Source organism: Bacillus sp. FAU20 (assembly GCF_056033865.1).
On sequence record NZ_JBVYHY010000022.1, the window covers coordinates 312,602 to 332,941 of the forward strand.

The 20,340-nt window shown below is 35.2% G+C and carries 18 protein-coding genes and 1 riboswitch; of the genes, 3 read left to right on the forward strand and 15 right to left on the reverse strand.

Annotation, left to right across the window (positions count from 1 at the left end):
* Positions 1-23: 23 nt before the first annotated feature.
* From AC0OM3_RS19885 to AC0OM3_RS19900, 4 genes are all read right to left on the reverse strand, one after another.
* The gene (locus tag AC0OM3_RS19885) at positions 24-1,319 is read right to left on the reverse strand and encodes a homoserine dehydrogenase (RefSeq protein WP_000659099.1); all 1,296 of its coding nucleotides are present in this window, start codon (positions 1,317-1,319) and stop codon (positions 24-26) included.
* A 141-nt stretch (positions 1,320-1,460) separates the two neighbouring features.
* A complete protein-coding gene (gene metA, locus AC0OM3_RS19890) occupies positions 1,461-2,366 on the reverse strand; it encodes a homoserine O-acetyltransferase MetA (RefSeq protein WP_001121539.1) in 906 nt (301 codons plus the stop codon).
* Positions 2,350-3,648 carry a bifunctional O-acetylhomoserine aminocarboxypropyltransferase/cysteine synthase gene (locus AC0OM3_RS19895; RefSeq protein WP_474212786.1) on the reverse strand — a complete coding sequence of 433 codons (1,299 nt, stop codon included), beginning with the start codon at positions 3,646-3,648 and terminating at the stop codon, positions 2,350-2,352. Before AC0OM3_RS19895 ends, metA begins: the two co-directional genes overlap by 17 nt.
* 92 nt (positions 3,649-3,740) lie before the next feature.
* Positions 3,741-3,845, reverse strand: a riboswitch (SAM riboswitch).
* Between the two features lie 182 nt (positions 3,846-4,027).
* A complete protein-coding gene (locus tag AC0OM3_RS19900) occupies positions 4,028-4,723 on the reverse strand; it encodes a YjjG family noncanonical pyrimidine nucleotidase (RefSeq protein ID WP_151522596.1) in 696 nt (231 codons plus the stop codon).
* A 108-nt stretch (positions 4,724-4,831) separates the two neighbouring features.
* Here AC0OM3_RS19900 and AC0OM3_RS19905 point away from each other — a divergent pair, with 108 nt between their 5' ends.
* Entirely contained in the window at positions 4,832-5,503 is a 672-nt protein-coding gene (locus AC0OM3_RS19905; protein WP_474212789.1) for a transcriptional regulator YeiL, read from the forward strand.
* Positions 5,504-5,564: 61 nt separating this feature from the next.
* Here the strand turns inward: AC0OM3_RS19905 and AC0OM3_RS19910 are convergent, their stop codons facing one another.
* The 3 genes from AC0OM3_RS19910 to AC0OM3_RS19920 all read right to left on the reverse strand — a co-directional run bounded on the left by AC0OM3_RS19910 (position 5,565) and on the right by AC0OM3_RS19920 (position 8,622).
* Positions 5,565-6,191, reverse strand: a complete 627-nt coding sequence (locus AC0OM3_RS19910) for an FMN-dependent NADH-azoreductase (protein WP_000246723.1) — start codon at positions 6,189-6,191, stop codon at positions 5,565-5,567.
* 191 nt (positions 6,192-6,382) lie between these two features.
* Positions 6,383-7,030 (reverse strand): response regulator, encoded by a 648-nt coding sequence (locus AC0OM3_RS19915; RefSeq protein ID WP_000695799.1) that lies wholly within the window; start codon positions 7,028-7,030, stop codon positions 6,383-6,385.
* 20 nt (positions 7,031-7,050) lie between these two features.
* Entirely contained in the window at positions 7,051-8,622 is a 1,572-nt protein-coding gene (locus tag AC0OM3_RS19920) for a GAF domain-containing sensor histidine kinase (RefSeq protein ID WP_474212791.1), read from the reverse strand.
* Positions 8,623-8,756: 134 nt separating this feature from the next.
* Here AC0OM3_RS19920 and pdxK point away from each other — a divergent pair, with 134 nt between their 5' ends.
* Positions 8,757-9,581 (forward strand): pyridoxine/pyridoxal/pyridoxamine kinase, encoded by an 825-nt coding sequence (gene pdxK / locus AC0OM3_RS19925; RefSeq protein WP_000174252.1) that lies wholly within the window; start codon positions 8,757-8,759, stop codon positions 9,579-9,581.
* An 87-nt stretch (positions 9,582-9,668) separates the two neighbouring features.
* On the opposite strand, the gene AC0OM3_RS19930 is transcribed toward pdxK, so the two are convergent.
* The 8 genes from AC0OM3_RS19930 to AC0OM3_RS19965 all read right to left on the reverse strand — a co-directional run bounded on the left by AC0OM3_RS19930 (position 9,669) and on the right by AC0OM3_RS19965 (position 19,056).
* A complete protein-coding gene (locus AC0OM3_RS19930) occupies positions 9,669-10,727 on the reverse strand; it encodes a GGDEF domain-containing protein (protein WP_000942903.1) in 1,059 nt (352 codons plus the stop codon).
* 146 nt (positions 10,728-10,873) lie between these two features.
* Positions 10,874-11,077 carry a YbdD/YjiX family protein gene (locus AC0OM3_RS19935; RefSeq protein ID WP_000914506.1) on the reverse strand — a complete coding sequence of 68 codons (204 nt, stop codon included), beginning with the start codon at positions 11,075-11,077 and terminating at the stop codon, positions 10,874-10,876.
* The gene (gene cstA, locus AC0OM3_RS19940; RefSeq protein ID WP_000854320.1) at positions 11,070-13,145 is read right to left on the reverse strand and encodes a carbon starvation protein CstA; all 2,076 of its coding nucleotides are present in this window, start codon (positions 13,143-13,145) and stop codon (positions 11,070-11,072) included. Before cstA ends, AC0OM3_RS19935 begins: the two co-directional genes overlap by 8 nt.
* A 122-nt stretch (positions 13,146-13,267) precedes the next feature.
* Positions 13,268-13,984, reverse strand: coding sequence for a LytR/AlgR family response regulator transcription factor (locus AC0OM3_RS19945; protein ID WP_474212794.1), 717 nt, complete (start codon positions 13,982-13,984; stop codon positions 13,268-13,270).
* Positions 13,985-14,202: 218 nt separating this feature from the next.
* Complete coding sequence (locus tag AC0OM3_RS19950; RefSeq protein WP_000521103.1) at positions 14,203-15,402, reverse strand: MFS transporter; 1,200 nt, start codon at positions 15,400-15,402, stop codon at positions 14,203-14,205.
* Between the two features lie 214 nt (positions 15,403-15,616).
* The gene (locus tag AC0OM3_RS19955; protein ID WP_000290757.1) at positions 15,617-16,357 is read right to left on the reverse strand and encodes a WecB/TagA/CpsF family glycosyltransferase; all 741 of its coding nucleotides are present in this window, start codon (positions 16,355-16,357) and stop codon (positions 15,617-15,619) included.
* A gap of 21 nt (positions 16,358-16,378) precedes the next feature.
* On the reverse strand, positions 16,379-17,488 hold the full coding sequence (locus AC0OM3_RS19960) for a glycosyltransferase family 4 protein (protein WP_001221237.1): 1,110 nt from the start codon (positions 17,486-17,488) through the stop codon (positions 16,379-16,381).
* Between the two features lie 95 nt (positions 17,489-17,583).
* Positions 17,584-19,056, reverse strand: a complete 1,473-nt coding sequence (locus AC0OM3_RS19965) for an O-antigen ligase family protein (RefSeq protein WP_000880762.1) — start codon at positions 19,054-19,056, stop codon at positions 17,584-17,586.
* A 494-nt stretch (positions 19,057-19,550) separates the two neighbouring features.
* Here AC0OM3_RS19965 and AC0OM3_RS19970 point away from each other — a divergent pair, with 494 nt between their 5' ends.
* Entirely contained in the window at positions 19,551-20,183 is a 633-nt protein-coding gene (locus AC0OM3_RS19970; RefSeq protein ID WP_474212798.1) for a trimeric intracellular cation channel family protein, read from the forward strand.
* The last annotated feature ends 157 nt before the right edge of the window (positions 20,184-20,340 follow it).

Here is a 20,340-nt window from a genome sequence, read left to right on the forward strand (position 1 = left end):
TTTCTGTTTTATGGTAAGAGATACTACTTAGCATCCCCTTCAATTCGATAGTTCGCTTTCAAACAATCTATTTCTTCATACCCTTGCAACGTATGTAGAATATAATCATAATCAGCAAGAGACGCACGATGCGTTACAATTACAATTTCAGCCTTTCCTTTCTCTTCAAGCGGCATTTGAATAATTTTTTCAAAGCTAACTCCGCGCTCAGAGAATAATGAAGTGATCTTTGCAAATACACCAATTTCATCTTTTACATGAAGTCTTAAAAACTTCTTCACAACAATTTCGTCTGGCTCTTTTAGTACCTTTTGATATTGCGGGACTACAGCACTATTTCCTGTTACCCCTAATCTAATATTTTGCATTACAGCTACTAGGTCGGAAACAACAGCCGTTGCTGTCGGTAAACTTCCTGCACCTGGTCCATAAAACATTGTTTCTCCAACTGCTTCACCATACACATATACAGCGTTATATTCGTTTTGCACGGCCGCAAGAGGATGTGTATTTGGAAGTAAAGTCGGTTCAACTGTAACCTCTAATTTTTCACCATCTCGCTTCGCAAGACCGATTAATTTAATCGTGTATCCTAAACTCTTACTGTATTCAATATCTTCTTCTGTAATAGAAGTAATCCCTTTTACCTTCACATCTCCAAGCTCTACATTTGTAGAGAAACCAAGGGTAGCCAAAATTGTCATTTTTCTTGCTGCATCTAAACCTTCTACATCTGATGTTGGATCCGCTTCTGCAAATCCAAGTTGTTGGGCTTCTTTTAACACGTCGTTATATGCTCTCCCTTCATCTGACATTTTCGTCAAAATAAAATTAGTCGTTCCATTTACAATTCCCATTACTTTCGTAATAAGATCTGAAGAAAGTCCTTCTACGATACTGCGTAAAATTGGAATTCCCCCTGCCACACTCGCCTCATAGAATAAATCAGCCTTATTATCTTTTGCTGTCGCTAATAATTCAGCTCCATGTAATGCCATTAAGTCTTTATTTGCAGTTACAACATGCTTTCCGCTTTTTAAAGCTTGTAAAATATATGATTTTGCATCATCAATGCCACCCATCACTTCGATGACAACATCAATATTTGGATTATCTAAAATTTCATGTGCATCTTGTGTTAATAGAGTAGAAGGTACCTCTACCTCTCTCTCTTTCTCAATGTTTTGCACTAATACTTTCGTTACCTTCACTGGACAACCTACTTGGTGTATGAGTCGTTCTTGATGATCCGTAATAATACGAACCACACCACTGCCAACCGTCCCAAGACCTAATAACCCAACTTGAATTTCTTTCATAGTACTTTCCACCCCTCAAAAATTGTGTTTAGATGAAATTATATGAGTAAAAAACCTGAAAAACAATGTATTTTGAACATTCGGAAAAATAAAGGTTAATCTTTACAAGGAAAACGTTACCACGTGTTACACAATCTTTCTTTACAATATATAAGGGGTTTCTTGATACACGTAATAATTCAGCCAATTAGAGAATAATAGATTCCCATGGCTCCTCCACCGTACAAGCGGCTTCTCATTTGGATTATTATGCTTAAAATAGTTTTTCGGCACATCAATATTTAACCCTTTTTGGCGGTCCCGGTCGTATTCTTGCTTTAACGTGTCACAACTATATTCACTATGCCCAAGCGCAAACACTTGTCTTCCTCCTTGCCCAATAACAAGGTGAACACCTGCTTCCTCAGAGTTTGCTAACAGTGTTAATTCTGTCACCTCTCTAATATCACTCTCTCGTACTTCTGTATGACGAGAATGCGGGGCAAAAAACAATTCATCAAACCCTTGTAACAGTTTCACATGTTGCTCGCAAACTTCATGTTCAAACACACCGAACATTTTTTCCTTAAGAGGATACTTTGGAACGCCATAATGATAGTACAAACCAGCCTGTGCTCCCCAGCAAATATGAAGCGTAGATGTTACATTCGTTTTTGAATACTCCATAATATGTTTAAGCTCTTCCCAATAATCTACCTCTTCAAAAGCAAGGGTCTCCACTGGCGCTCCTGTAATAATAAGCCCATCAAACTTTTCATTTTCAATATCACGAAACGTTTTATAAAAGCTTGTTAAATGTTCTTGCGTTACATTACGAGATAGATGTGATTCCATATGAAGCAAATGAACATCTAATTGTAACGGTGTGTTTCCAATTAAGCGAAGTAATTGCGCCTCTGTATCTTGCTTCGTTGGCATTAAATTTAATATAGCAATTTTTAAAGCACGTATATCTTGTGTTTCTGCCCGCTCCTTCGTCATTACAAAAATATTTTCTTTTTGCAACACTTTGCGAGCCGGTAAATCTTTATCAATTATGATCGGCATGTGTTTTGCCTCCAACTAGAGCTGCTTCCAAATCTGCAATAATATCAGAAACATCTTCTATACCAACCGATAAACGAATTAAATCAGATGTAACACCAGCTAAACGCTGATCTTCAGCATTTAATTGTCTATGCGTCGTACTAGCAGGATGTATAACGCAAGTTCGTGCATCAGCTACGTGCGTTACGAGAGTTGCTAGTTTTACATTTGCGATAAATTCTTTTGCTGCTTCTAATCCGCCTTTAATACCGAAAGTTAAAACACCACTAGCACCTTTTTTCAAATACTGTTGTGCTAATGAGTAATTTTCATTACTATCTAAGCCCGGATAATTCACCCATTCAATACGTTCATGATTAGCAAGCCAATTAGCAACTGCAAGAGCATTTTCACTATGACGTTCCATTCGTAAATGCAATGTTTCTAAGCCAATATTGCTAATATATGCATTGAATGGGCTCATACAATTTCCATAATCTCTTAATAGCTGAACACGTGCTTTCACAATATACGCTGCTGCACCAAAGTTTTGAACGTAACTTACACCATGATAACTTGGATCTGGTTCAACAAGTTCAGGATACTTCCCATTTGTCCAATCAAAGTTTCCACCGTCAATTACAATACCGCCTAAGGAGCTCGCATGCCCATCGATATATTTAGTCGTAGAATGAACAATAATATTGGCCCCATGTTCAAGCGCCTGGCATAAATAAGGAGTTGCTAATGTATTATCAACGATAAAAGGTACCTCTAATTCTTTAGCAGCAGCTGAAAATTCTTTAAAATTTAAAACATTCATCGCTGGATTTCCTAACGATTCTGCATAGATAAGTTTCGTCTTGTCATTAGCAAGCGCCGTAATTTCATCTGCCGTTAAATTTGGATTAAAGAACGTAACATCAATGCCCAGTTTACGCAAACTCACTCCAAATAAATTAAACGTTCCCCCGTAAACCGTTGAAGAACAAAGTAAATGATCCCCACTACTACAAATATTTAAAACGGCGAGCATAATAGCTGCTTGCCCAGAAGCCGTTGCAACAGCTCCTACACCGCCTTCTAAATCTGATAACTTCTGCTCAAATGCGGCTAGAGTAGGGTTTCCAATACGCGTATAAATATATCCTTCTGCCTCTAAGTTAAATAGAGCTGCTAAATCATCCGAAGTATCGTATTTATACGTTGTGCTTTGATAAAGTGGTAAAACACGTGGTTCACCATTCTTTGGCGTATAGCCACCTTGCACACAAATCGTTCCTTTTCCCCATGATTCTCCCATCTCTCATTCTCCTTTCTTTTATACAAAATAAAAAACTGCCCCTTTCCTGAAAACAAGAAAGGAGCAGTTTGAAAACACGCTCTAAAGGCTCTTTCTTATCTCTCAGGATTACTACCTGCAGGATTTGGCACAATTCCGTTATACGGCTGTTGCCAAGGTTTCATCGGGCCTGTCCCTCCACCTTTTCTTGATAAGACTATGCAATTACCGTTGATTTTATAGCAATAATTTCCTAATGTCAAACAGTTTTTCTGAATGTTCTAAAATAAATGTTAACAGTTTCATATAAAGCAACAAAAGAATTATATTCCATACTAACTCGAAAAATACCTTAGAAAAAAATGATTCATGTAAAATAAACCCGAATCATCTATTTTCATTAAACAAACTGTTTTAATAGAGCGTATAATTCTTCAAAATTATGCACTTCATATGTCGGTATAATCCCACTATCATTTAATTTTCTTTCTGGATTAAACCAACAAGTATCAATTCCCGCTACATATCCACCTTTAATATCAGCGCTTAATGAATCTCCAATAATCAGCCCTTCTTCAAGTGCAAAGTTAGGAATCCGTTCAAAAACATAATCAAAATACTCTTTCATCGGCTTTTGAAAACCTGTATCTTCAGAAACAAAAACATCTTTAAACAATGAATGTAACCCTGCATTACGCAAACGTTTATCTTGCGTCTTAGAAACACCATTTGTCACTATATACAATTCATACTCCCCTTGAATTTGATTTATAAATTCAAACGCACCTTGCATAAGTTGATCTCCTTCTTCTAAGTAGCTACGATAATTATTTTCGAATAATATCCCATCTACTTCTTCTCCATACTCTTTAAACAACAGAGAGAATCGTGTATTTACAACTTCATCGCGTGATAGTTCACCTTTTTCAAAAGCATCCCAAAGACCTTTATTAACTTTTTTATAATGCGCTTCGACCTCTCTACTTAGAGGAATCCCTTTCTCTTCAAACAGCATACGTAACGCTTCTTTTTCTGCCTTGTGAAAATCTAACAATGTATCATCTACATCAAATAATAGTATTTTGTATTTTTTCATAAACCCCTCACACTCTCTTTTCTACAAAAACAAATTTACATAAATCGTATCATTCCTTCTTGTAAAGATAATAGGAGATATCTCATACTATACATGGGGGGTGAAAATATGAAAATCAGCAAAAATGAGGAAGAAATTTATCAATACATGCGAATCCATCAATTCCATACCCCATTTTCATTTCATGTCTTGCCATATGTAGAGCTGCATTCTTTTCAAACGAAAGAGATGATATGTAGCGAAGGAAATGCTCTCCCTTATCTCTATTACTTAATTTCTAGGAAAGCAAAAATATATATGAGTCATCAAAACGGGAAGGTTTCATTAATTAACTTTATTCAAGCACCATCTTTTATCGGAGAATTAGGATTAATAGGAGTAGAAAATATTACTAAATCCGTTGAAGTACTAGAAGATTGTGTATGTTTGGCACTTCCTCTTAAAGATTGTCAGCAACTTTTATTACAAGATGCAACGTTTTTACAGCACTTATGTAAATTTATTGGAGAAAAGACAATTACTCGCACTGAAAATTACGCAAAAAACTATAGTTATCCTTTTGAAAATCGATTAGCTGCTTTTATTTTATTAACAGAGCAAAATAATTGTTATATAGAAAAGCATACCGAGGCCTCGGAATATTTAAATGTCAGCTACCGTCATCTTTTATATGTATTAAATCAGTTTTGCCAACAAAATTATTTAAGAAAAGAAGGCCGAACATATTATATACAAGATCGAAATACATTAGAAAAACTTGCTGATGAACTAAAAATATAAAAAAACAGCATTAACATGTAAACGTTAATACTGTTTTTTCGAGTGACGATTATAATTTTAATTAAAATTCACTTGCTACTTTAGCTGCTTCTTCAAGACCTGCAGCGATGATTTCTTCTGCTTTATCTGGGAATTGGTTATGCCCTTCAATAACTACTGTTTCCATGTTTGTTGCGCCGAAGAAGCCCATCATACTTGCTACATATTTAACAGCCATTTCTACCTCAGCTGCTGGACCTTCTGAATATACGCCGCCTCTTGCATTTAATAATGCAATCTTCTTATCTCCGATTAGGCCAACTGGACCCTCTGGCGTATATTTGAACGTTTTACCAGCACGGTTTAAATAATCAATATATGTGTGCAATACTGCTGGAATCGTTAAGTTCCATAATGGGAAGCCGAAAACAACTTTATCAGCTTCTAGGAATTGATTTAAATACTTATCAGCAACTGCTACTGCTTTTGCTTCTTCTTCTGTTAAATCAAAGCCTTTACCTGCCTTGAATGTACCATTGATCATGTCTACGCCTACATATGGTAATTCTTCTTTATATAAATCAAGTTCTACTACTGTATCATTTGGGTGTGCTTCTTTATAGTTTGCTAAAAATGCCTCATATAATTTTACACTAACTGCTTGTTCCGCTGGACGGTTATTTGCTTTAACGAATAAAACTGTTGCCATTATTTATTCCTCCTAGTACTCACTCTTATGTTGTTATATGCTTTCAAAAAAGGTATCCCTTGTAATTGTTGTTTTGTTGCTTACAAACATATTCTATCTTTATATAAAGACAATTTCGTCCTCACATAGACGTATTTTTCCATAAAAAAAGTCCACCTTCTAAAGGCGAACTTGGTCTTACGACTTTCGTCTTATACAATTCCATTTTTCACTGCATATAATGCCGCTTGCGTACGATCAGATAAATTCAACTTACTCAAAATGCTACTTACATGCGCCTTAACTGTCTTTTCTGTAATAACTAAAACAGATGCAATTTCCTTATTGCTCATCCCTTTTGCTAATAGCTGCAATACTTCATTTTCTCTCGCTGTTAGCACATCCACTTGAATAGAAGGTTCTTCTTCCTTTTCTTCTACAGGTAATGTTTGAGAGAGAAGAGCATTTGCTATATCCGGATGTAATTGAATATTACCTTTATATGCGCTTCGAATAGCCTCAACAAGCTGATCCGGTTCTACATCTTTTAAAATATACCCACTTGCTCCAGCCCTTAATGCAGGTAACACATGCGCCTGATCAGAAAAACTAGTCAATACAATTACTTTCACATTTGGATACTCTTTTTTAATATATGCCGTCGCCTCAACACCATCCATTTCAGGCATATATAAATCCATTAATATAACATCAGGATTTGTTTCTCCTACTTTCACTAACGCTTCTTTCCCATTATTCGCTTCTCCAACTAACTCTAAATCTTCCTGTGTACTTAAGAAAAATGCTAATCCTTTTAAAACAACTGTATGATCATCAACTAACAATACTTTTATTTTCACGAACTTCCCTCATTTTCACATCATAATGGTACGTTTATTTTTACACTTGTTCTTTTCTTATCACTTACAATTTTAATTGTTCCACCAACTAATTCTACTCTTTCGCGCATCGTAGTCATACCTAGTGATTTCTTTTCTTTTATATTCTTTTCCACAAAGCCCTTTCCTTCATCAACTATTTCTAATGATACATTTTTCTCATTCACTGTAAAATAAATCGTCGCTTCTTTTACACCTGCATGCTTACTTACATTGTTCAGTGCTTCTTGGCCTATGCGCCACAAACCTTCTTCTACTACACGCGGTAAATCACGAACACCCGTAACTTGCTCCCTTATTTTCAGTCCCAAATTTTGACCGTACTTCTTTAGAGCTGGCAATAATCCTTTTTCTAATCCTGCCGGACGAAGCTGCCAAATTAATGTCCTCATTTCTTTCAAAGCTCCTTGCGCAAGTTCACGCATCTCATGCAAAGATTGATCTACCTTTTCATTTTTACCTTTTAAAACTGCCTCGGCGCCTTTTGTCATGAAGGTTAATGAAAATAATTTTTGCGAAACAGAATCATGTAAATCTCTTGCTAGCCGATTTCTTTCTTCCATTCTTACAAGTTCACGACGCTGTTCGTTTAGCCTTAAATTCTCTATTATTAACGAAACATGGTTCGACAGCGCTTGAATTACATCTATTGTATTAGCATCAAACTCTCCATTATTCAAGCTAACACATAAAACACCAAATATATGGTTTTGAATATGTATTGGTGTAGCAATAACAGCCCGATTTAGATGTACATTATGTCCTATTTGATGTTTTATTAGAACTGGTTGATCTTGCTCTAACGCCTTCTTGGCCGCCTCTTTTACATCCTCTTGTAATTCTTCCTGAACGTAAGACGCTCGCAAAGATAATTCTTTTTCCTCCCTAATAAAAAGCGCCACTTGATTCCATTGAAATACTTCACCTACGTGATTTACCACCTTTTCAGGTAATACATTAAACTTATGAATCGTTTTTAAATCTTGAATGAAACGCTCTAATTTCACATAATAATGTGCTCTTCTTTTTTCATTTTCATATAATTTTGTTCGCTTTAAAGCCGTACCAATTTGGAAAGCAACCGATTGGAGTAATACTAATTCTTCTTCCGAAAAATGTGTTTTACCCGGACTTGCAACATTTAACAACCCAAATTTTTCTCCTCCGGCTTTTAAAGGAACAGTAGCATGATGAAGAATGCCCTCCGTATCTCCCCAATTATATTCAATTGCATTATTAATTCTTTTACATTCAATAATATTAACGGCTCTTTCTAATTTCCCATCTACAAAACCTCGTAAACACCAACACTCACCTTCGCACATCGGGCGTTTATTTTCATATGTCAGTGCCTCTGGTAATTGATAGTCAATTAACTTTGTATACTTCCCATTTTCATCCGCAAGAAAAATCCATCCTGTCGTTAAACCTGTTACACTTAGTAATTTCTCTAGGACAGCTTGCAATACATGATATGTATCATTTGATGTATTTAATGTTTCTGCAATTTCCTTTAATATAACTAATTCATTTGTACGATTATCTCGAAACATACTCAGTCTCCTGCATACAAGATTTTAAATAGCTCTTAAAATAAATCATCTACTTTTCACTTTGTACTTATTCGTAACATTGATATAATGGTGAGAACATAGTTTTCATTATATCACTCGAGGGGGCTTTCATAATGACATTAAATAAAGCACTTACTATCGCTGGTTCTGACACAAGTGGCGGTGCTGGTATACAAGCAGATTTAAAAACATTCCAAGAACTGGGCGTATATGGAATGACATCTCTTACAACAATCGTAACGATGGATCCACATAACGGTTGGGCACATAACGTATTTCCAATCCCAGCTTCTACATTAAAACCACAATTAGAAACAACAATTGAAGGTGTTGGCGTAGACGCTTTAAAAACAGGTATGCTTGGATCAGTAGAAATTATTGAAATGGTTGCAGAAACAATCGAAAAGCACAATTTCAAAAATGTAGTAGTTGACCCTGTTATGGTATGTAAAGGTGCAGATGAAGCATTACACCCTGAAACGAACGATTGCTTACGTGACGTTCTTGTGCCAAAGGCATTAGTTGTAACGCCAAACTTATTTGAAGCTTACCAATTAAGCGGTGTGAAAATTAATTCTCTTGAGGACATGAAAGAAGCAGCGAAGAAAATCCACGCTTTAGGTGCCAAATACGTACTAATTAAAGGTGGAAGCAAACTTGGTACGGAAACTGCAATCGACGTCCTATATGATGGAGAAACATTCGATCTTTTAGAATCAGAAAAAATTGATACTACAAATACACACGGCGCAGGTTGCACATATTCTGCTGCAATTACAGCAGAACTTGCAAAAGGAAAACCTGTGAAAGAAGCAGTAAAAACTGCTAAAGAATTCATCACAGCTGCTATTCGTTACTCATTCAAAATTAACGAATACGTAGGTCCAACTCACCATGGTGCATATCGTAAATTCGTTGTATCAAAAGAACTTGTCTAATATATAAATAAAAAACACTCACAAAGTTCATACATTTGCCTCTGTGAGTGTTTTTTATAAGCTTTATGTCTTCTGGTCATCTTATCTTTAAGATGCAGAGCTGACCTTATTTCTACCATTTCGTTTCGAGTAGTATAACGCATCATCCGCCGCTTGAATAAATTGCTCCGGTGATTCTTCATATTCTGAAACTCCTACCGAAACCGTAATTTTTATTTTCTTTCCATCTAACAATTGAAATGGGTGATTTTCAACAGCTGTACGAATTTGCTCGCCCACACGAACTCCGTAAGCTAATCCCATATTTGGTATCAAAAGCGCAAACTCCTCTCCACCCTTTCGAAAAGCTAAATCCGGAAATTGTGAAGTTTCTCGTAAAATACATCCTACTTGTTTTAACACTTCGTCCCCTGCAGGATGCCCATACATATCATTTACATACTTAAAGTGATCAATATCTATAAGCAATAAACAAAATGGATCATTTTTCATGTTCTTATTACTAATATGACGATTCATCTCTAAATCAAACTGCCTTACGTTTCCTAGTCTTGTCAATGCATCTATCGTCGCGTATTGCTTCATCGTTTGAAATAACTCGTTAGATTGTAAAACATAGTTTGCACTTATGAATGTTATGTAACCTGTAGTAATACTAGAAATGAAATATAATCCTACTACTTGAATGTCTTTAATTAACCATATATATAGCGCTGGAATTAGAATAGATAAAATATATGTGTGTAACCATACCCACTTTTCCCCTAAGGAAAGCCTCATACGCGAAAGAAAGATGCTACCTATTCCTATTGCAATGATTGTATAAAAAGCCACTTGAGAAGCTAATGAATAATCCATAAATAATAGCCTAATTACTAAAATCATACCTACAGTTATAGTACTTGCTATTGGTCCTCCAATTATAACGGCTAAAATGACAGCTAAGTAGCGCAAATCTAATAGGATAGTACCAACATGAACACCGAAATACATTAGCAATATACCTAATATTCCAGTAAAAATACCGACTACACATTTCTGCCAAAAAGAGAATCCTTCTTTTAACGGCTTATCCCTTAAAAGCTGTCCTCCAATAAAAATAAAGGAAAGAATAATTGTTGTATTTACAAATAAGTCTCTTAACATAAAATAATCTCCCTACTTTTCCATCTATCCCCTTCCTCACTTTATTGTATACGAAATACCTTTAATTCCCAAAGTTTTTGTTTATTTTTTGCTGTTCCACGTGAAACAACAAAAAATAAAAAGGGCGAAAACTCGCCCTTTTTTCATTAACAACAGCGTGATATTTTTCCACCCTTTGCGTTAAATCTTGCTTCTTGTGCCTCAGCAAAAAACTGCTTTTGACATAAAACCTCTTCTTCAGGATGATGTTGTTTCATATGCTCTACGTATACTTCATAACTTGGTACCCCAACGAGCAAACTAATAAAGCGTTTTCTTTCACTCCATACTTGCCACAACTTTTTAAGCATAGTTCCTCGACTCACTTTCATCTCTAGGAATATATGGTGCCTCTTTTAACGGCATTGGCTTATTTCTTAATACTATGATCCAAATTCGAAGTGCTGAAATTAACACAGCAATTACAACTATCATAAAAATTCCGCAAAGCGCTGCATCGATATAATCATTGAAAATAATTTGCTTCATTTGAGCGACATTTTTAGCTGGCGCTAACACTTTCCCCTCATCTAATGCTCCCTGAAATACCTTTGCATGCGATAGAAATCCAATTTTAGGATTTTCATGAAATAGCTTTTGATACCCCGCCGTCATCGTTACAATCAGCAACCCGACAGTTGGAATAAGTGTTACCCAAACGTACGCCTTTTTTCCCATTTTGAACAAAATTGTCGTTCCAAGTAATAATGCAATACCTGCTAGCATTTGATTTGCAATACCGAAAAGTGGCCATAATGTATTAATTCCACCGAGCGGATCTATTACCCCTTGGTATAAAAAATATCCCCACCCTAATACACATAATGTTGTAGCGATTACATTCGCTAATGTAGAATCCGTTTTCCCAAATGGCTTATATACATGCCCTAAAATATCTTGAATCATAAATCGGCCGACACGCGTTCCGGCATCAATTGTTGTTAAAATGAATAGAGCTTCAAAGAGAATCGCAAAATGATACCAAAATGCCATCATGGCCGTTCCACCTATTACTTGTGAGAAAATATATGCCATACCTATCGCTAATGTTGGCGCACCACCTGTACGTGATAAAATCGTTTGCTCTCCAACATTTACAGCGAGATCTTTTAGTTCATTTGGTGTAATAGCAAATCCCCATGAGGAAATAACTTGAGCTGCCTGCGAGACATCTGTACCGATAAGTGCTGCGGGACTATTAATTGCAAAATACGTTCCCGGTGTTAATACACAAGCTGCAATCATCGCCATCGCTGCTACAAACGACTCCATTAACATTGCTCCATAACCGATTGGCTGTGCGTGTCCCTCTTGCTCAATCATCTTCGGCGTCGTACCTGATGAAACGAGAGCATGGAATCCAGACACTGCGCCACAAGCAATAGTAATAAATAAGAACGGGAATAAGTTTCCAGAGAACACAGGACCAGTTCCATCAATAAATTTTGAAACTGCTGGCATTTGTAAATCTGGTGCTACAATTAAAATACCGATTGCTAAACCTACAATTGTTCCGACTTTTAAAAATGTACTTAAATAATCACGTGGTGCTAATAACATCCAAACTGGTAATGCAGATGCAATAAATCCATATACAATAAGCATAATAGCAATTGTTTCACCACTAAATGTGAACATACTTGCAAGTGTTGGATTTTCTGCTACATACTGTCCTCCAACAAGAGATAAAATAAGTAGGATAATACCAATTACTGATCCTTCTCCAACACGACCAGGCCTAATATACCGCATATAAACTCCCATTAAAATAGCGATAGGAATCGTTGCTGCTATCGTAAACATTCCCCAAGGACTTCCGATTAGTGCCTTTACTACGACTAACGCTAATACTGCTAATAAAATAATCATAATTCCTAAAATACCTATCATTGCAATTAGTCCTGTAACAGGTCCAATCTCATCTTTAATCATTTCTCCTAACGATTTACCATTACGTCTCATCGAAGCAAATAAAATGACAAAATCTTGGACAGCTCCCGCAACAACTACCCCAACAATAATCCAAATGGTCCCTGGTAAATATCCCATTTGTGCTGCTAAAATCGGTCCCACTAAAGGTCCCGCCCCAGCAATCGCTGCAAAGTGATGTCCAAACAATACCCACTTATTTGTTGGAACATAGTCTTTCCCATCGTTTAATGTATGGGCTGGTGTTTGCCGATTATCATCTAAATTAAAAACCTTTCTCGCTATAAATCTACTATAAAAGCGATAAGCAACTGCATATACACATACGGCAGCTACTAAGAGCCATACAGCATTAATGGTTTCACCTTGTGATAAAGCTATTACCCCAAAAGCACCTGCTCCTACTGCTGTAATAACACTCCAAAGTAAGATTGATTTCAATGTCTTCACATACAATTCCCCCAATACTATTTCTTAGTGGAGATTGTACTAAATTTTCTGAATATTTAACTTGAATCCTCCCTATCATGAAGGATTTTCAGTTTATCATGTTAAAATACTCTCATTACCTACTATAATTCAATGTTATTTCGAAGGCGTTTTACATAATTACGACTGACTGGAATCGGTTGCTCATCATACCTATCTAAATACAAATTATACGTTCCATTGTAATAAGGTTTCAGTTCTTTTACATATGACATATTAATTAAATAGCTTTTATGCACACGTAAAAAATCATATACATTTAGCTTATTTTCTAATTCCTGAAGTGTATATGTTGAAATATACTGATTATTCGTTGTGTAAATTGAAACAGTTTTATTTTCTTTATTTTTACTTACATATACGATATCTTCTGGAAGAATGTATCGTATACCCTCTTGACTTTCTATCGGTAGTTTACGCAAATAACTCTTTGCTTTCTCACCTTGTTCTTTACCTATTTTATATAAAAGAAATTGTAAATCTTCTTCACGAAATGGTCGTAATAAATAATAAAATGCTTGGAAACGAAAAGCTGTAATAGATTCTTCTATGTTTTTACCTACAAAAATAAATTTTGTATAGCAATTTATTTCTCGTAATAAACTTGCATATTCAAAACCAGTACCATCTAGTAATTTGGAACTTAAAAAAACAAAGTCTGGTATATGTTTTTTCATCATAAATAAAGATTCTGTTCCTGTCTTTGCTTCAAAACATTCTACATTTCTCATATTTTCAGTGAAATTTTCAGCTAACTCTCTTCTCTCTTCTGCCTCTTCCATGATCAGTAAAATTTTCATTTCTTCAACCACCTAATTCTTTGTCCATATGCCCTGCTGTATACATTCGCTTTTATAAGAAATAATCCCTTTTTCTTACTATACCATTATTTATCTAAAAAAACAGAAAAAAGGAAACCACTTCGGTTTCCTCTCTCCCTTTATCCTACACTAACTACCTATAAAGAGCTGAGTATTGTAGGGTAATAAATGATCAGGGATACGTTTAAAATTTCACTTTATACTAATTCTCGTTGCTTCGTTTCCTGACCAAGTATTATTACAGCAAATACCCCAATTAAAATTGATCCACAGAAAATCGTAAATATTAATGATAGTGAAGCTTCTGAGGCAACTAAATACCCCACTAATAATGGTCCAAGAATACCACCAATACGACCAAATGCTGCTGCCATTCCTGCACCTGTACCACGAATAACCGTTGGATACTGCTCAGGTGTATAGGCATATAATGCTCCCCAAGCACCTAAATTAAAGAAGGATAGTAACATACCTGCAACGATTAATACTGTTAATGAATCCGCAACCCCAAACAAATAGGCACTGCAAGCTGTCCCGATTAAATACGTAACCAAAACAAATTTACGACCGAGACGTTCAATAAACCAAGCAGCGGTGAAATATCCTGGAAGTTGAGCTAATGTCATAATAAGTACATATTGGAAACTTTTTATTAAACTAAATCCTTTTAGCACCATTACACTCGGTAACCAAAGGAACATTCCATAATAGGAAAAGACAACACAAAACCATAGAATCCATAGCATAATTGTTGCTTTACGATATTCCCCAGACCAAACTGATTTTATATTTTCAATAACAGATGGCCTTTTTTCAACTTTTTGGAACCTTGGGGAATCCGGTAAATTCCATCTTAAATATAAAGCATATAGTGCTGGAACTGCACTCAATACCATCGCAACTTCCCAACCATATTTAGGAATAACAAAATACGAGATAAGAGCTGCAATTAGCCATCCACCTGCCCAAAAACTTTCTAATAACACAACAATTTTCCCACGTTCATGCGCTTCAACACTCTCTGATACTAGTGTAGAGGCAACCGGAAGCTCTCCGCCAAGCCCCATGCCAATTAAAAAGCGTAAAACGAGAAACATCGCGAGTGTCGTCGTTAATGCAGTTAAACCACTACCGATAGAAAATAATAATAATGTAATAATAAAGACTGATTTTCGTCCTATTTTATCTGATAGTATTCCAAAAATAAGCGCTCCTACTGCCATACCGATTGAGTTAATACTGCCTATCCAGCCCATTTCCTGGCTCGTTAATCCCCAATCCTTTTGCAAGGCTACCATTACAAATGAAAGCATTCCAACATCCATTGCATCAAATAGCCATCCAAGCCCAGCTATCCCAAGTAGTTTGCGCTTCGAAATTTCTTTTACCTTGCCCACTAGAAGTCCTCCTTACACAGGTGTCTTTACACATCATTTTACATGTGTGAATTGTATAAGTAAAATACTTTTGTGTAAAAAATTCTCCTTCATCATTCCCAAAAAGTAAAACGTCTATCCTGATTGGTGCGGGCTAATAATCAGTGGGGATGCCTCACTGATTAAAGTTTCAATTTATTAAAAATGAACTAATAAAAAAAGCAGCGATATTTCGCTACTTTTTCGAACGCATTACTTCTTTTAAAAATTCCGCTAATACTAACTGACGACGCCAGCGTGTTGGATTACTGCATAATCTATAAAACCACTCTAAATGAATCGCTTGAATCCATTTTGGTGCACGTTTTACCTCTCCAGCCCATACGTCTAAACTTCCACCCACTCCAACAGCCATTTTCGTTTCTAAACGATGCTTATTGTTTTGGATAAAGTTTTCTTGTCTCGGGAAACCAAGTGCAACAAGTAATAAATCTGGTTTTGCTTCTTGAATGCGAGAAATAATATTCTCTTCGTCTTCTTGTTTAAAATAACCATCTTGTATACCAGCAATGGATACAGCTGAATATGTCTTTGTTAAATGCTCTGCTGCAGCTTGCACAACATGCGGCTTTGCACCTAATAAGAAAACAGATACCGGTTTGCTATCTTCTGATAACTTCGCCAGTAAATTACACATTAAATCAAAACCTGCTACACGTTCTTTTAAAGGTGTACCAAGCATACCGCTTGCTTTTACAACACCAATACCATCAGGTGTAATTAAATCTGTATTCAATAATGTTTGATAGAACTTTTCATCCTTTTTTGCACACATAACAATTTCAGGGTTTGCTGTTACTACCTGAAACGTATGAGTTCGCTCCGATTCTAGTTGTTCTTTTAAATATTGGACCGTTTCATCCATTGTCATTGTAGAAAAAGGAACGCCTAGAATATCAACTGTTTGTACTGCCATAGTTAACTATCCTCTCTATCATTACAAGTTTTTTGCTATTAATTGCTTATATGTTTCCTTTGTATCTTCATATAGTTTTTGAAGTGAGAAGTTCATAGTAGCATGCTCATAAATATGTTTACCCATTGCTGCTAACTCTCCAGTTTTCCACTTATCATACGCTTCTTCTAAAGCTAATGCCAATGCCTTTCCATCACCTGTCGGTACAATCCATCCGTAAGTTTCATCTACGATTAAGGGTTCAATTTCTCCAGCCCTAGTCACAATTGATGGTACGCGTTGATTTGCCGCTTCTAATAAAACTAGTGGGAACCCTTCACTATGGGAAGTTAATAAATTTACATGTGACGACGCAAATAATTGTTTTACATCTTGACGATGTCCTAAAAACTCTACTTTATCGTTAATCCCTTTTTCAGTAGCTAATGACTTTAGATTTTCTTCTAATGGGCCATCACCAACTAATAATACTTTAATTTTCTCTAATTTTGTTTGTTGTAACGCATCAAATAAAACTTCATGTCCTTTGACAGGATGTAATCGTGCTACTTGGATTGCCGTAAATACATCTTCATCAATATTGAACATTTCTTTTTTATTATAGCCTTCTGCTTTTTCCTTATCGTATTCAATTCCATTATAAATAACATGCATCTTTTCATTTGAAATACCTAATGCTGCCAGGCTTTTTTTCAATCTATTTGTTACAACGAAAAATAAGTCTATATTTTTTAAGGCTTTCAAATTTAATTTCGTAAAAATCCAACCTTTTAAGCCCTGTTTAGTAAAGTCTTGAAATGGATCACTATGAATAGTCGTTACCCATTTTGCCTTTATTCTCTTTTTCATTAAAGAAACATAGAAATTAGCCCTAGGGCCATGCGTATGAACTACATCAAATTTTTCTTTATTAATAAATTTACTTATATTCTTTAAAATGGATAAATCATAGCGCGATTTTTGTGAAAACACATGGACTTTTATCCCTAACTCCCTTGCTTCCTTCGCAACAATTCCATCTTCAAATACTGCTAATTCTACTTCACCAGTTGGAAACTGATCGAGAAGTGAAATAATATGTGTTTTCCCTCCCCCATCTTCTGCTCCTGCATTCATATGCAATATTCTCATATTTTTTCCTCCTTTAAATCCTCGCTACGTTTCCATCTATTTTTATTTTACTGTACTAAAAAATAAAAGCTAACAAAAGTTAGCTTTTATTTTTATCATTCAATTTCTAGGTCTACTATTAGATAAGCTAACACCACTACAAAGTAAATCCCAACTCCTGGTGCTGTTAAAATATGTCCTGCAATATAAGCAATACCTAACGCTAACAATAAGCTTGCTGAAATCATTCCATATTTTATATTAAATATGTCCTTAAATCTCGTAGCAAATGCTAGTAGAATTCTTAGCCCGTAATAAATAAATGGAATCATTAGTAATACAAAGCCAATAATCCCGAAATCATAAAACCAATCATGGAAGTCCATTTCAATTAGTTTTGGATCTGGCTGCTTTTGTTCATTGTATTTAAAGTTACCTGCATAACCCATGCCTAATAACTTTTGTGACACTGGTGCTTCTTTAAAGAACTGCTTATGTCTTTCTTCATATACTTGACGTCCACTGAAAATAAGATTTTCTTGATTTTCTTTCTTTTGCTCTTTCTCAAGCTCTTTCTTAACTTCCTCTTCTATCTTCGCCTTTTCTTCTGGCTTTTCAACTTTATGATGATTTTCTTCTTTTGCTTTAAGTTCTTGCTCTTTTTTCAGCTTCTCTTTAATTTCTTTTTCTTTTTGACCTTGCTGTGCCACATTTTGCTCTGATAAATAATTATTGTGAATACCCATATTTTGTGCTAATGGCGTTTGTTTAAACGTTCCAACTACACCAGCTAATAGGACAATAGCAATTACTGCATTAAGCGCAAGGGATTTTTTGTTCGGATTTTTTCTATCAAATAATAATTGTAGTAAAATAATCCCGATTGCTGCCGCTAACGTAGCACCAATTGAGCCCATCCCTACTTTTGTACCAACTTGAATTAGCGAATAAATCATTAAAAGTGATGGAATCCAATATAAAATGTGTTTCCAGCTCTTTGTTTTTTGAATAGAATATAGTACTACAATAGGGAAAATAATAGCTAAGATTGAACCTAGTTCATTCCCTGCATAGAACCAACCTCGAGAACCCACTTTCATCCATTCATAACTACCAAAGTCAGTAGATGTTGAAATAGAAATAACCATAATTGCGTTAATGATTAATGTAGAATATACAATACTATTTCGAACCTTATCACTAATATTAACTGTCTTTTTCAATGATTTTAAAGCTAAAATGTATGATCCCAGCATGATATATATATATAATGCTTTCGCAACGAATTTAACTTCTTCACTAAGTACAATAGGATCCTTAACTAATTTGTTATTAATAAATCCTACTCCTAAAACTCCGGCTAATAATATAAGATAAATTAAAAACTTTCTATTTTCCTTCTCTTTTGCCTGAATTAAAATGTAAATGCCACCAACAGCCATAATAAGGAATCTTACTAAAATTCCAACGGTAGCATTTGACTTTAATAAAGTGATGCTAAGAGACGTTAATAAATCTAAAACAGGCTGTAAAATAATAAAAAAGAGCAAAAAATGCTCAAATCTAACCCTAGCTTGATTTGCTAACATTCCAAGACCTCCATACAAAATCTTAACATTATCTTTTAATCATAATTTATTATCGTTAAAACACACCTAGCAATTATAACATAACTCATATTCAAATCGAGAACTATTTTTCCAGCTAAAACTAGCCAGGACAAGTATTAATCAATAATAGAAATTACTGTCCTTTAGCTATAATCCCCTATTTTTACAAAAGCTATCTAACAACCATCCCCTTATTTTTGTCAGTATATACATATTTATTTATCAATTTATACAAGCATAAATAAAGTGCCTATCACTGTAATATTTCACCAAATAGGTAACATCAAAAAATGTAAAGTTAATCTTTTCATACCTTTTTCAAAATACTTTATGTCTATTTTCCAAACATTTTCAAACGCTTTCTTTATGTATTTTATCCGTTTTTCTACATGTAGCGAAAAGTAATTGTTATTTCCAATACTTTAGTGTATATTTTTTCTCTGGAACATCTTTAAGAGGAAGGGATTAAGGCCATGTTATTAATCGATATATTTACGTTTCTTGGCATTATCGCCGCTGCCATTTCTGGTACATTAGTTGGTTTAAAAAAAGATTTAGATTTATTTGGTGTCCTTTGTTTAGCTGTAGCTACTGCGCTCGGCGGCGGTATTATTCGTGATATCATGATTGGTAACCTGCCCCCTGTCGCATTTGTAAAACCCATTTACTTTTTCGTAAGTGTATTATCAGCATTATTTACTTGTATGTTTTTTGAGCGTATCAATAAACTTCAAGTCGTTATTATGCTTTCTGATGCTGTTGGCTTAGGCGTTTTTACAGCTATTGGTGCAAATGCGGCAATGTCACATCATGTTGACGCCTCATTTCTAGTTGTTTCAATGGGAGTCATTACAGGTATTGGAGGCGGTATTTTGCGTGACATTTGCGCTCAAGATATCCCTTACGTATTCCGAAAAGAGATTTACGCAATCGCTTCTATCTTAGGAGCAATTAGCTTCCTAATCACACACGCTATAGGGGCGCACGTATTAGCTTTTTATGTTTGTTTATTAGTAACATTTGTTATTCGTGTCGTCACTGTAATATATAATGTGCATTTCCCTGTTTTCTTTAAAACACATGCTAAAATTAATAAAGGCCATTAAGAGAATTCTATCTAGAATTCTCTTAATTTATATACTATTCAACGAACTAATATAGAGTAATTGTATATAAGCATATATAATTACTCTATATTAGTTTTAAAATTGAAAACGCTTTATATACAGGGGAGGAAGAATGATGCTTGGGGTTTTCAAAAAA

Bases quoted from the DNA above. Each gene is read 5' to 3' on its own strand.
- AC0OM3_RS19885 (WP_000659099.1), bottom strand. From the start codon at position 1,319: ATGAAAGAAATTCAAGTTGGGTTATTAGGTCTTGGGACGGTTGGCAGT.
- metA (WP_001121539.1), bottom strand. From the start codon at position 2,366: ATGCCGATCATAATTGATAAAGATTTACCGGCTCGCAAAGTGTTGCAA.
- AC0OM3_RS19895 (WP_474212786.1), bottom strand. From the start codon at position 3,648: ATGGGAGAATCATGGGGAAAAGGAACGATTTGTGTGCAAGGTGGCTAT.
- AC0OM3_RS19900 (WP_151522596.1), bottom strand. From the start codon at position 4,723: ATGAAAAAATACAAAATACTATTATTTGATGTAGATGATACATTGTTA.
- AC0OM3_RS19905 (WP_474212789.1), top strand. From the start codon at position 4,832: ATGAAAATCAGCAAAAATGAGGAAGAAATTTATCAATACATGCGAATC.
- AC0OM3_RS19910 (WP_000246723.1), bottom strand. From the start codon at position 6,191: ATGGCAACAGTTTTATTCGTTAAAGCAAATAACCGTCCAGCGGAACAA.
- AC0OM3_RS19920 (WP_474212791.1), bottom strand. From the start codon at position 8,622: ATGTTTCGAGATAATCGTACAAATGAATTAGTTATATTAAAGGAAATT.
- pdxK (WP_000174252.1), top strand. From the start codon at position 8,757: ATGACATTAAATAAAGCACTTACTATCGCTGGTTCTGACACAAGTGGC.
- AC0OM3_RS19930 (WP_000942903.1), bottom strand. From the start codon at position 10,727: ATGTTAAGAGACTTATTTGTAAATACAACAATTATTCTTTCCTTTATT.
- AC0OM3_RS19935 (WP_000914506.1), bottom strand. From the start codon at position 11,077: ATGCTTAAAAAGTTGTGGCAAGTATGGAGTGAAAGAAAACGCTTTATT.
- AC0OM3_RS19945 (WP_474212794.1), bottom strand. From the start codon at position 13,984: ATGAAAATTTTACTGATCATGGAAGAGGCAGAAGAGAGAAGAGAGTTA.
- AC0OM3_RS19955 (WP_000290757.1), bottom strand. From the start codon at position 16,357: ATGGCAGTACAAACAGTTGATATTCTAGGCGTTCCTTTTTCTACAATG.
- AC0OM3_RS19960 (WP_001221237.1), bottom strand. From the start codon at position 17,488: ATGAGAATATTGCATATGAATGCAGGAGCAGAAGATGGGGGAGGGAAA.
- AC0OM3_RS19965 (WP_000880762.1), bottom strand. From the start codon at position 19,056: ATGTTAGCAAATCAAGCTAGGGTTAGATTTGAGCATTTTTTGCTCTTT.
- AC0OM3_RS19970 (WP_474212798.1), top strand. From the start codon at position 19,551: ATGTTATTAATCGATATATTTACGTTTCTTGGCATTATCGCCGCTGCC.